Annotated in this window: 9 protein-coding genes; 1 reads left to right on the top strand and 8 read right to left on the bottom strand. The window is 68.8% G+C overall.

The genetic code is table 11. The features are described from left to right. The first annotated feature begins 112 nt into the window (after window positions 1-112). A complete protein-coding gene (locus ACX12F_RS12880) occupies window positions 113-730 on the top strand; it encodes a hypothetical protein (protein WP_459369915.1) in 618 nt (205 codons plus the stop codon). Here the strand turns inward: ACX12F_RS12880 and ACX12F_RS12875 are convergent. The 8 genes from ACX12F_RS12875 to ACX12F_RS12840 all read right to left on the bottom strand — a co-directional run bounded on the left by ACX12F_RS12875 (window position 727) and on the right by ACX12F_RS12840 (window position 12,127). Next, the gene (locus ACX12F_RS12875) at window positions 727-2,055 is read right to left on the bottom strand and encodes a replication-associated recombination protein A (RefSeq protein WP_459369914.1); all 1,329 of its coding nucleotides are present in this window, start codon (window positions 2,053-2,055) and stop codon (window positions 727-729) included. The two genes, ACX12F_RS12880 and ACX12F_RS12875, sit on opposite strands and share 4 nt — an antisense overlap. Before the next feature lie 34 nt (window positions 2,056-2,089). After that, window positions 2,090-2,926, bottom strand: coding sequence for a DUF3097 domain-containing protein (locus tag ACX12F_RS12870; RefSeq protein WP_459369913.1), 837 nt, complete (start codon window positions 2,924-2,926; stop codon window positions 2,090-2,092). 82 nt (window positions 2,927-3,008) lie between these two features. After that, complete coding sequence (locus tag ACX12F_RS12865; protein ID WP_459369912.1) at window positions 3,009-3,317, bottom strand: DUF4333 domain-containing protein; 309 nt, start codon at window positions 3,315-3,317, stop codon at window positions 3,009-3,011. Between the two features lie 33 nt (window positions 3,318-3,350). Further along, the gene (locus ACX12F_RS12860; protein WP_459369911.1) at window positions 3,351-4,391 is read right to left on the bottom strand and encodes a zinc-binding metallopeptidase family protein; all 1,041 of its coding nucleotides are present in this window, start codon (window positions 4,389-4,391) and stop codon (window positions 3,351-3,353) included. 4 nt (window positions 4,392-4,395) lie between these two features. Continuing rightward, complete coding sequence (locus ACX12F_RS12855) at window positions 4,396-5,280, bottom strand: transglutaminase family protein (protein WP_459369910.1); 885 nt, start codon at window positions 5,278-5,280, stop codon at window positions 4,396-4,398. Further along, a complete protein-coding gene (locus ACX12F_RS12850) occupies window positions 5,277-7,889 on the bottom strand; it encodes a circularly permuted type 2 ATP-grasp protein (protein WP_459369909.1) in 2,613 nt (870 codons plus the stop codon). The genes ACX12F_RS12855 and ACX12F_RS12850 overlap by 4 nt, the downstream gene beginning before the upstream one ends. Further along, window positions 7,889-11,167 (bottom strand): transglutaminase family protein, encoded by a 3,279-nt coding sequence (locus tag ACX12F_RS12845; protein ID WP_459369908.1) that lies wholly within the window; start codon window positions 11,165-11,167, stop codon window positions 7,889-7,891. The genes ACX12F_RS12850 and ACX12F_RS12845 overlap by 1 nt, the downstream gene beginning before the upstream one ends. A gap of 48 nt (window positions 11,168-11,215) precedes the next feature. Continuing rightward, on the bottom strand, window positions 11,216-12,127 hold the full coding sequence (locus tag ACX12F_RS12840; protein ID WP_459369907.1) for a DUF389 domain-containing protein: 912 nt from the start codon (window positions 12,125-12,127) through the stop codon (window positions 11,216-11,218). Window positions 12,128-12,136 lie beyond the last annotated feature (9 nt).

Genomic DNA, 12,136 nt, shown 5'->3' with positions numbered 1-12,136 from the left:
GCGGTTTCGGCCCCAGCCCAAGAACCATTGTGCGCCGCACCGCCGGGGAGGACAGTTGTCCTTAGCCGGTGGCGCCACCGGAGCGCCGCCCCGAAGAAAGAGGGGGTGGACCGTGTTCGCACGTTCTACCACGATGATGGCGCGCCCTGACCAGATCGACGCCGGCATTGCCTACATCCGCGACGAGGTCATGCCTACGCTGCAGGAACTACCCGGTTCTGTCGGCCTGTCCCTGATGGTCGACCGGGAAACGGGTCGCTGCATCGCCACCAGCGCCTGGGAGTCCGAGGACGCCCTGCGTTACAGCGCCGGCGAGGGCCGCCGGCTCCGCAATCTGGCTGCCGAACGGTTCGGCGGCGGCGCCCCGCAGGTCGAAGAGTGGGAGATCGCCGTCCTGCACCGCGAACGCGGCAACGGCGCGTGCGTGCGCGCCACCTGGCTCACGGTGCCGCCGGACCTGATGGAGGCCGGCATCGATTACTTCCGCGACACCGTGCTGCGGCAGATCGAGCATCTGCCCGGGTTCTGCAGCGCCAGCCTGCTCATCGACCGCGGCTCGGGCCGGGTGGTGTCGTCGGCGTCGTTCCGCACCCGCGAATTGATGGAGGACTACTGGCCGCAGGCGACGGCGCTGAAGGTCGAATCGGTACAGGCCGCCGGTGCGACCGAGATCGACGATTGCGCGTTCGATCTCGCCATCGCCCACCTGCGGGTGCCGGAGCTGGTCTAGCGCCGCCGCCGGATGATGGCGCGCAACTTCTCCAGGCGGCCGCCGATCTCCCGTTCCGCCCCGTACGGGGTGGGCCGGTAGTAGTCGACACCCACCAGCTCATCGGGTGGATACTGTTGCGCCGCAACACCACCCGGGTGGTCGTGCGCGTACTTGTAGCCCTGGGCGTGGCCGAGGGCGGCCGCACCGGCGTAGTGCCCGTCTCGTAGGTGCGCCGGCACCGTCCCCGCCTTACCGGCCTTGATGTCGGCCATCGCCGCCCCCAGGGCCACGGTCACCGCATTGGATTTCGGCGCCGTCGCCAGGTGCACCGTCGCGTGCGCCAGCGTCAGCTGGGCCTCCGGGAGCCCGATCAGCTGCACGGTCTGCGCGGCGGCCACCGCGGTTGGCAGCGCCGTCGGGTCGGCGATGCCGATGTCCTCACTGGCGAGGATCATCAGCCGGCGCGCGATGAACCGCGGGTCCTCCCCCGCGGTCAGCATCCTGGCCAGGTAGTGCAGCGCGGCGTCGACGTCGGAGCCGCGCACCGATTTGATGAACGCGCTGGTCACGTCATAGTGCTGGTCACCGTCACGGTCGTAGCGCACCGCGGCCTGATCCAGCGATTGTTCGACGACCTCGACCGTCACGCGCTCTTCGTCGGCGGTTTCCGCCGCGACCTCCAGTGCCGTGAGCGCACGCCGGGCATCCCCGGCCGACAGCGTCACCAGCAGAGCGACGGCGTCGTCGTCGACCTCGACGGCGCCGCCCAGGCCACGCGGATCGGCGATCGCCCGCTGCACGACGGCCCGCACAGCGTCGGCGGTCAGCGGTTGCAGCTGCAGGATCAGCGATCGCGACAGCAGCGGTGCGACCACGGAGAACGACGGGTTCTCGGTGGTCGCCGCCACCAGGAGCACGACGCGGTTCTCCACCGCGGCCAGCAGGGCGTCCTGCTGGGTCTTGGAGAAGCGGTGCACCTCGTCGATGAACAGCACCGTCTGGCGGCCGTGAATCGCGCCTCGACGGGCTTCTTCTATCACCGCGCGCACGTCCTTGACGCCGGCCGACAGCGCCGACAGCGCTTCGAACCGGCGACCGGTGGCACCCGAGATCAGCGACGCCAGCGTGGTCTTGCCGGTGCCGGGTGGGCCGTACAGGATGACACTGGCCGCGCCCGAGCCCTCGACCAGCCGGCGCAGCGGCGACCCAGGTTTGAGCAGATGATCCTGACCGACTACCTCGTCGAGCCCGGCCGGCCGCATCCGTACGGCCAATGGTGCCTGGGTGGGGATGCCGGCCGATACGTCAGCATCGCCTCCTACGTCGAACAGCCCATCAGACACGGTTCAGGCTTACCACGCCGCACCGACCGGCGGTTCAGTCGGCCGGGGTGGTCACGAAGTCGATCAGCTCCTCGACCCGTCCGATCAGCGCCGGTTCCAGATCGTTCCAGTCCCGCACGCGGCGGCGGATGCGCTGCCATGCCTGCGCGATGTCGGCCTGATCGGCGTGCGGCCAGCCCAGCGCGTCGCAGACGCCGTGCTTCCACTCGATACCGCGCGGGATCACCGGCCAGGCCTCGCGCCCGATGCGGGCGGGTTTGACGGCCTGCCAGATGTCGATGAACGGGTGGCCCACCACCAGGGTGTGCTCGCCGCCCGGGCCGCGGCGCACCTGCTCGGCGATGCGCGCCTCCTTCGAGCCCGACACCAGGTGGTCGACAAGCACGCCGAGCCGGCGGCCAGGACCGGGTTGGAAATCCCGCACGATGGCGGCCAGATCGTCCACACCCCCGAGGTACTCGACCACCACGCCCTCGACCCGCAGGTCGTGCCCCCACACCTGCTCGACGAGTTCGGCGTCGTGACGGCCTTCCACGTAGATGCGGCTGGCCAATGCGGTACGGGCCCGATGTCCTTGCACCGCAACCGAACCCGATGCGGTGCGGGTGGGAGCGGCGGGCGCGGACCGCTTGGGTGCGGTGAGGATGACTGGTTTGCCGTCGACCAGGTACCCCGGACCGATGGGGAACGGCTTGCGGTAGCCGTCGAAGTCTTCGAGAACCATGCGGCCGTATTCGACCTGCACCACGGCGCCCACGAAACCGGTCGTGGCGCACTCGACCACAAGCCCCTTCTCGGCAGGCTGCTCGGTCGAACGTTTCTTGGCGTTCGGGTTGCGGGCCAGCACATCGGATCCGTATCGGTCACTCACGGCTCCGATCCTAGGAAGCCGCGCCGGCCAGATCCGGTTGCGCCACCCACGTTTTCGTCACGGCCCGATCACGAATGACGGATCACGGGGCCTTCTCGACCTTGATGTCACAGGTGATGCGCTCGCCGTCGACTTTCACGATCTTCATGTGCGCGACGTACGGCACGTTGCGTGGGCCGGTGAAGTGGCAGTCGAATTGGCTGCCCTTGGTGGCCTCAACGTCGGACGGACACTTCACATCGGTGGGGGTGAACTTGTTCTGATCGGACACCAGCTTGACCACCTGCTTGGCGGCGTCGTCGGCTTTGACCGTGGTTTTCGAGCTACATGCAGCCGGCGATAGGGCCGCCAGACCCATTAGTGCCGCTGCCCCCATCCGTATGCGCATCATGGGCGCGATCGTGCTCTATCTGCGTGGGCCGCGTCAACGCGCCGCGCGGTCCGCACCGCTGTCGTCCACTGCCGCATGGATGAACCGCATCTTCTCCAACACGGCCGGCGGCAGCACGAACGGATAGAGATCGGTTTTACCCATCGACCGATTGACCATGTTCAACGCCCAGGCCAGCGGCAGCCAGAGCTCGATCAGCGTGTCAAAGCCGCTGGGGCCCAGCACCGGCCGCACAAAGGTGGCGCCGGCGGGCGCTAAACCGAAAGCCGCCGCGGTGTCCAGCGTGTCCCGGATGTGCAGGTAGTGCGCAAACGTCTCGGCCCAGTCCTCGGCCGGGTGCATGGTCGCGTAGGACGACACGTAATCCTGGTCCCAGCCCGCGGGCGCGCCGTCGCGGTAGTGCCGGTCCAGCGCCGCCTGATAGTCGCTGTCGGGGTCCCCGAACAGTGCGGTGAAGTCCGCGACGGCCTGGGGCGACGGCTGTATCAGGCGGTAGAAGTAGTAGTGCCCGATCTCATGACGGAAGTGGCCCAACAGGGTCCGGTACGGCTCGGCCATCTCGACGCGCAGTTGTTCGCGGTGGACGTCATCACCTTCGGCGAGGTCCAACGTGATGACACCGTCCTCATGGCCGGTGAAGACCTGGTGCTGCTCGCTGGACAACAGGTCGAAGGCGAGTCCCTGCTCCGGGTCGCGGTCGCGGCCGATGATCGGCAGACCCAGTTCGGCCAGTTCGACGATGAGTCGGCGCTTGGCCTGCTCGGCGGTGGCGAAGGCGGCCATGGCTTTGGTGTCGTCGTCAGCAGGCCGGGTCCGCGTCAACTCGCATGATGCGCACAGCTGCGCGACCGGGCTCACCGGCACCAGCCAATTGCATTCGGCCAGGTGCAGATTCGCACACAGTTGGTAGTCCGTCGAGGCGACCGCACCGGCGTGATCGCTGCTCTCCGGGGGAGCGATAACCAGCAGCGCCATACTCTCCGGGGAGAAGCCGAGCGCGCTGCCGCAGCCCAGGCACACCGAGTTCTCGAAGGCCAGCCGCTGACCGCAATTGGGGCAGTTGAAGTCACGCACGCGGTTAACCTCCCGCAATCGGAGCGACGTCTACCGAGACGTCGATGATGCTGCTGTCGGAGTCGGTGTAGATGATGCCGCGCAGCGGCGGGACGTCGGCGTAGTCCCGGCCGAACCCGACCACGATGTAGCGCTCGTCGACCATCTGGTCGTTGGTCGGGTCCAGCCCCAGCCACTGGTTCTGCGGCGTCCACACCGACGCCCAGGCATGCGTGGCGTCGACCCCCACCATCCGTTCCTTCCCCGGCGGCGGGTCGGTGGCCAGATAACCCGAGACATAGCTCGCAGCAAGGCCGTTCGCGCGCAGGCAGGCGATGGCCAGGCGCGCGAAGTCCTGGCACACCCCCTCGCGGGCTACCAGCACCTCCGCGACCTTCGTCGACACCGTCGTCGACCCGGATCGGTAGGTGAAGTCGCTGAAGATGCGCGAGTTGAGGTCGCGCAGCACCTCGATCAGAGGCCGGCCCGCGGCGAAACTCGGTGCGGCATAAGCCCTTACCGCGTCAGTGATCTCCACGGACTGCAGGTCCAGCACGAATTCGGTGGCCAGCGCACCTTCTGGCCCGGTCGGCCGGGCATCCTCCCACGGCGCCACGGCCGCTCCGGCCGCATACCATCCGGCCGGCGGCGGATCGACCTCCACGATGCTGCGTCCGGTCACGACAAGTTCGTGATGTGGTTGTGTCACATGGAAATACGAGCTGATATTGCCGTAGGCGTCCCGGCTCGTGGAGCGGTCGGCAGGTTCGGGATCGATGTTCAACCGATACGACTGGCAGCGCTGTTGACCGCTGTTGCGCGGAGTGAGGAACCCGCGGCCGTAGGAGCTGGTGACGACGTCGGAGTAGCGGTACCGCGTGCGATGGGTGATCTGGTATTCGCGCGTCATGGCATCAGCCGCCGTTCGTCGGGACCCCACAGCGGCTGCATGCCGCTCGGCAGGGCCAGGTGTGCGGCGCGAATCAGCTCGGACAGCTCCCGCAGGTCCGCGTGCAACGTGCCCAGCAGGTCTGCCAGTTGATCACGCCGACCGTCCCCGTCGAGGTGTTCGAGATCGGCGGGGTCCTGTCGGCGCAGCCGGGTCGCGATCTCCTCCATCATTCGTTCGGGCCGCGTGGATCCGGTGGACGACGGCAGCGCCCGCAGGTCCGCGCGCAGCCGCTCGATCTGGAAGGCCAGCGAGCGCGGGTTCTCCTCGTCGAACAGCACCAGCTCGGCGATCGCCACCACGCTGACCTTCCCCAGGGTGCGTCGCCGGTACATCACGGCCGACTCGCACACCACGAGCGCCGACTCGGTCACCGTGCGCTCGGTCTCGGCGCCGCGCGCCGTGGTGAGGGTGGCCCGCAACAGTGCGGTCAGGCCCAGGCCCCGCTCGATACGTTTGCCGATGTCCATCATGGTCCAGCCGACGTCGCGCACCATCGATTCCGCGGCGACGCCGGACAGCGCCAGCATCCCGGCCAGGGTCTGGCTGTGGGCGGTGGCCAGGTACGCCTCCCCCTCGGTCTTCGAGTCCGGCGGCGGCAACGGCTCGCGCCGCCGGCCGCGGTCACCCGGATGCAGCACCGCACGTTCCACCGCGGCCAGCACCATCCACGTGTCGTTCGACATCTGATCGCGGACCGCGCGCGCGGACAGCCCGAGCCGCTCGACCGACTGTGCCAGCGAGCCGGGACGGTGCCGGTCGGCCGTCAGCGCCCACAACGTGGTTGGCGCGATCGCCACCTGTTCGGCATCGTCACCATCGGAGCCCGTATCGCTGCCGGTGATCTCACCCAGCGCCGTGAGGAGCACCGGCACACAGTCCTTACCGGGGACGTCACGGCGGTAGCGGAACTCGTGATAGCGCTCGCGGGTCACCGTGAGCAGTCGCGCGGTGAACTCGGCGCGTTCGGCGTACCGGCCCAGCCAGAACAAATCCGACAGCACGCGCGGCGAACTGACGGCCCGCGTCGGGCTGCCGGTGTTGGCGGGCAGCTCGACGGGCGTCATCGGCACGGCGGTCGACCGGTCCGGGGTACGCACCCAGAGGTCTTTGGCCGCAATGGTTTTCATGCTGTACGCGGCGTTCCCGGAGGCCAGCACGTAGCCGAGACCGCCGATCATCGGCGCGTATCCGCTGCGTTGGGCGACGGTGAAAAGCCGCATGCCGACGCTGCCCGCCGACAGCCCACCGGGCAGTACGTCCATGGGCGCCGAGGAGAACTTCGGCAGCTCCTGGCCCACCCACTGCCATCCGGTGGCCTCGATGCGGGCAGCGAGCTCGGCGTGCTGCGCAACGGACAGCGCCGGGCCGACGATCGCCGGGCCGCCGATCACGGGGCGGATCAGGAGCGTGGAGAGCCTGCGCACCAGGTGCGAGCGCTCGGCGTCGATGCCGCCCCAGAAACATTGGACACCGGCCAGCTCTGGAGTTTCGCCGGTCAGCAGCCGGGCCAGCTCGGGCAGGAACCGCATGATGCCGGGGCTCTCGAGGATCCCGCTGCCCAACGTGTTCACCACTGTGACGGCGCCGCGGCGCAGTGCTTCGACAAGGCCCACCACACCCAGCCGGGAGTCCGGCCGTAGGTCCAGCGGGTCGGCGTAGTCGGCGTCCACGCGGCGCAGCACGACGTCGACGCGTTTGAGGGTGCCGAGTGAGCGCATCCACAGCTTGCCTTCGCGCACCACCAGATCGGCGCTCTCGACCAGCGGAAAGCCCAGCACGCTGGCCAAGTACGCCTGATCGAAGGCCGTCTCGGAGTGGATGCCGGGGCTCAGTACGACGACCACCGGCTCCTGCGCGGCCTCCGGTGCCGCGTCGATCAGCGCCAGGCGCAGGGCCTGTGCCCACGGCGACGCGGGTCGGGGCGCCACCCGCTCGTACAGGTCCGGCACCGCGTGGGCGACGACCCTGCGGTCGGCCAGCGCGTAGCCCGCTCCCGACGGTGCCTGCGTCCAGTCCGCGTTCACCGCGAAACTGCCGTCCGGGTGCCGGCTGACGTCGCAGCCGTGCAGGAACAGCTGGTGCCGGCCCGGCACCGCGATGCCCCGGGCGGCGCGCACATAGCCGGGGTGGGCGTATAGCAGCTGCGCGGGCAGCACACCGGAAGTGATGGACCGACGCTCGCCGTAGAGGTCGGTCAGCACCGCATCAAGGAGCCGGGAGCGTTGCACGACGCCGGATTCCAGAGTGGCCCAGTCGCCCGCGGACAGCAGCAGCGGCAGCGCGTCGAGCTGCCAGGCGTCGACCTCGGCCTCGCTGTCGATGGTCGTGATGCCGTCGTTGTCGACGAGCTCACGTACGACGCCGCGTAGCTGGTCCAGACCGGTGCGACCCCGGTCCCGGACACAGTCGGTCAGTTCCTGCCAGGCCGGGCGGACCGCGCCGGACTCGGAAACCAGTTCGTCGTAGCCGACAGTCGCGACATCGCGGACGTCGAACAGCGGCGCCTGGGCCCGCGCAGCGCGGTACCCGGCCATGGGGTCGTCGAGATTGCGGGCGCGGAGAACCATTACCGCAGAACGGTACGCACCCGGCGCAGATCGAGGATGCCCGACGCTCCGCCGTCGGTGGATTGGCGGGCCTGTTTCTCGCGGAGATCAGCCAGATCGACGGCACCCGGGGTGAATCCCATCGCCTCGAAGCGCCGGCTGCGCCGCGACTCGGCTTCGACGGCGTTGACGGGCGGAGTGTCGTACGCCCGTCCGCCGGGATGCGAGACGTGGTACGTGCAGCCGCCTCGAGAGAATCCCGTGAACCCGTCGATGAGTTCGATCTGCAGCGGCCCGTCGACGGTGATCGTGGGGTGCAGGGCACTCGGTGGTTGCCAAGCCCGATACCGGACACCACCGACCTGGATATCCGGGGTGTCGGTGGCCAGCAGCGGTACCGGATGTCCGTTGACCGTGACGATATGACGATGCCGGTCGGCGCCGATCAACCGGATCTGCAGCCGCTCCACCGACGAGTCGACGTAGCGCGCGGTCCCGGTGCCCGCGGATTCCTCACCCAGGGTGTTCCACGGTTCGATGGCGCCGCGCAGCTCGAGCTCGACGCCGTCGTAATTCACGCTGCCGATGCGGGGGAAGCGGAACTCGGTGAACGGGTCGAGCCAGCTGGTGTCGAACGCGATGCCGTGTGCCCGCAGGTCGGCCGCCACCTCGGCGATGTCTTGAAGAATGAAGTGCGGCAACAGGTATCGGCCGTGCAAGTTCTCGCCGTGCCGGATGAGCGGCGCCCGCAGCGGCTCGTCCCAGAACCAGGCGACCAGCGACCGCACCAGCAGGGACTGCACCATGGCCATCTGGAAATGTGGCGGCATCTCGAAGCCGCGCAGTTCCAGCAGACCGAGACGGCCGCGGGCACTGTCCGGGCTGTAGAGCTTGTCGATGCAGAACTCGGCACGGTGGGTGTTGCCGGTGATGTCGGTGAGCAGGTGCCGAAGGGCGCGGTCGATGACCCAGGCACGGTTTTCGCCGTCATCAGCCACCCGCGCGATCTCCGCGAAGGCGATCTCCAGCTCGTACAGCGCTTCGAGACGCCCCTCGTCGACGCGTGGCGCCTGCGACGTCGTGCCGATGAACCGACCGGAGAACAGATATGACAGGGCGGGGTGCCGCTGCCAGTAGGTCAGCATCGACACCAGGAGATCGGGCCGGCGCAGCAGCGGCGAGTCGGCGGGCGTGATGCCGCCGAGGGTGATGTGGTTGCCGCCGCCTGTGCCGCCATGCGTGCCGTCGACGTCGAAGGCCTCGGTGCCGAGCCGGGCCTGCCGGGCCGCTTCGTACAGCGTCTCCAGTTGCGCTGCCTGCTCGGCGAACGACGCCGTGGGCGCCACGTTGACCTCGATGACGCCGGGGTCGGGGGTGACGGTCATCTGCTGCAGCCGTGGGTCCGACGGTGGTCCGTAGCCTTCGATCACGATGGGCGCGCCGACCTTGGCGGCGGCCTGCTCGATGCGGCCGGTGAGGTCGGCGAAATCACCGAATGTCGTTGTCGGCGGCAGGAATACATACAGCAGGCCCTCGCGCACTTCGGCCACCAGGGCGGTGGGGGGTGCGCCGTCCGCGCTGACGACGGCGGCGGGCCGGGTCGAGCTGTCGCCACTCTCCCCGGCCAACGGGTCGGCATCGGGCACCGGCCGCGGCGGATGCCAGCTGATCGAGTTCAACGGCAACCGCAGGCCTGCTGGTGAATCTCCGGCCGTGAGGACCAGGCGGCCCCGGCGCAGTCGCCAATCCGCGGACTCCCAACCGGTGTCATCGTCGCGGCGGTGCAGCGGCAGCACGAATGCGGCAGGGTCGGTCACCGCCGCATCGAGCCTATCCACCAGGGCTTTTCGCGGTGCTGCACCGTCGTCCGTCAGGTCGTCGGTGACCGGGTCCCCGGCCGGTAGGCGCACGGCGTCGGCCAGTCTCGCGAGCGCGTCCTCGTACGCCGGGCGCACCTGACTGTCCGGCAACCCGAGCCCGGCGGCGATCTCGGTGAGCAGCAGCAGTCCGGCATCTGCCGGCACGGGCGTCGCCTGCTCGCCGGCCCACGGGTCGGCCAGCAGCGTCGGATCGGCCCATAGCGGCGTCCCGTCCGTGCGCCACATCAGCCCGATCTGCCAGCGCGGCAACGGTTCTCCGGGATACCACTTGCCCTGGCTGCGTTGCACCAGGCCGCCCGGAGCCCAGGCGTCCTTGAGCTGTGTGGTGAGGGCCGAGGCCAACAGGCGCTTGCGCGGCCCGTCGGCGGCCGTGGTCCATTCCTCGTCGGTCTGGTTGTCGATCGAGACGAAGGTGGGTTCGCCGCCGACGGTCAGCCGCACGTCGCGCTCGGCCATCCGCTTGTCGATGACGGAGCCGAGGGCTGTGATCGACGCCCACGCCTGTTCGGTGTACGGCCGGGTGACGCGTGGGTCTTCGTGCACCCGCGTCACCACATTGACGAAATCGAGGGTGGCTTCGCAGGGGTCGACGGCGCCGGTGATCGGCGCGGCCGATTCCGGGTGCGGCGTGGCCGACAGCGGGATATGGCCCTCCCCCGCCAGCAGGCCCGAGGTGGCGTCCAGACCGACCCAGCCGGCGCCCGGAATGTATACCTCGGTCCAGGCGTGCAGGTCGGTGAAGTCGGCCGGCGGACCCGACGGCCCGTCCAGCGCCTCGATGTCGGCACTCAACTGCACGAGATAGCCGGATACGAAGCGCGCCGCAAAGCCCATCTGTCGCAGGATCGCTACCAGGAGCCAGGCGGAGTCGCGGCACGAGCCGATGCCGGTGCGCAGCGTGAAATCCGGTGTCTGGACCCCGGGTTCGAGCCGGACACTGTAGGAGACGTCGGCGTTGACCGCCCGGTTGAGCGCGACCAGGAAATCGATGGTGCCCGTCCCCGACGCGACGTCGAAGTTGCGGACCCACGCCGCCGTCAGGTCGCCGGAATCCTCAACCGGACGCAGGTAGGGCTTGAGATCGTCGAGCAGGTTGTCCGGGTAAGCGAACGGGACGGTTTCGGCCCATTCCTCGATGAAGAAGTCGAAGGGGTTGATCACCTTGAGGTCGGCAATCAGTCCGACCGTGATGCTCAGGCGGTTGGCTCGGTTCGGAAACACCAAGCGCCCCACGAAGTTACCGAACGCGTCCTGCTGCCAGTTGATGAAGTGGTCGGCAGGTTCGACCTGCAGCGAGTAGGCCTCAATCGGTGTGCGCGAGTGCGGCGCCGGGCGCAACCGCACCACGTGCGGGTGCACCTTGACCAGTCGGTCGAACGTGTAGCTGGTGCGATGCTCCAGCGCCACTTTGATTGCCATAGCGATCGATCCCACCACAAGAACCGGCAGGTCGCAGAGCGGAGCACGCTAACTGCGGCGCGTCCGGTTGTACCCGGCCAGCACCAGCACGCCTGCCGCTGTGATGCCGATCATGTTGACGGCCAGCTGTCCGGCCGACGCCAGGGCCACGTCCCAGTCCCGGGTGGTGGCCGCGACGACCGACATCCCGGCCGCCGGGACCGTTGTCACCGAGATGAAAACCCCAATCAGCGCAGCCGATTTCGACGTCACCAGCGAGAGCATGCCGGCCGCTCCGGCCAGCAGCGCCGCCACGAACGAGAACGGCCCGACCTGGAAGATGAAGTCGACGTTCTGCAGTTGATGGATGCTGCGTAGCGTCACCCAGCCGAGTGCCTCGAAGCCGAGGGTCGCCACTGCTGTGATGGCCATCGCCACCGGGAATCCGATGACCAGCGCCAGCGCGGCTCGCCGCGCGAGGTAACCCTTGCGCCGCACGACCGCGACCGCCAGCGCGGCCAGCGGCCCGAATTCCGGCCCCACCACCATGGCTCCGACCACCGTGATGGCCGAGTCGGTGACCACGCCCACCGCCGCCAGCAGACAGGCGATGCAGAGGAAGGCCAGGTACGACAGGCTGAGACTGCTCTGTTCGCGCGTGCGCAGCACCAGTTCGTCCCAGACCACCGCGTCTTCACCGTCGCCGTGTATCTCGTCCTCGGCACGGTAGGCCGCGGTGGACAGCACGGTGTCGAGCACTTCCATCGTGATCGCGCCGTCCTGGTCGATGCCCAGGGCCCGCAGCCCGCCGATCAAGCCGTCTGCGGCGTCGCGGGCGATGTCGGCGGTGACCACGTCACCTTGCGGATCGATCGCGGCGCCGCGATGCGCGACCACGTTGGCGATTCCGCGGTGATGCCGGTACAGGTCGAGCACCGACTCGGTGAGCTCCGGTGGCGTGATGACGCGTAGATGCAGCACGGCCGAAGG

The sequence above is a fragment of the Mycolicibacterium sp. HS_4_1 genome (genome assembly GCF_054515875.1).
The sequence above is the reverse complement of the archived record's forward strand: the minus strand, read 5'-3'. Positions and strand labels throughout refer to the sequence as shown.

Coding starts and splice junctions, on each gene's coding strand:
- ACX12F_RS12865 (WP_459369912.1), bottom strand. CDS start 3,317: ATGATGCGCATACGGATGGGGGCAGCGGCACTAATGGGTCTGGCGGCC.
- ACX12F_RS12855 (WP_459369910.1), bottom strand. CDS start 5,280: ATGACGCGCGAATACCAGATCACCCATCGCACGCGGTACCGCTACTCC.
- ACX12F_RS12850 (WP_459369909.1), bottom strand. CDS start 7,889: ATGGTTCTCCGCGCCCGCAATCTCGACGACCCCATGGCCGGGTACCGC.
- ACX12F_RS12845 (WP_459369908.1), bottom strand. CDS start 11,167: ATGGCAATCAAAGTGGCGCTGGAGCATCGCACCAGCTACACGTTCGAC.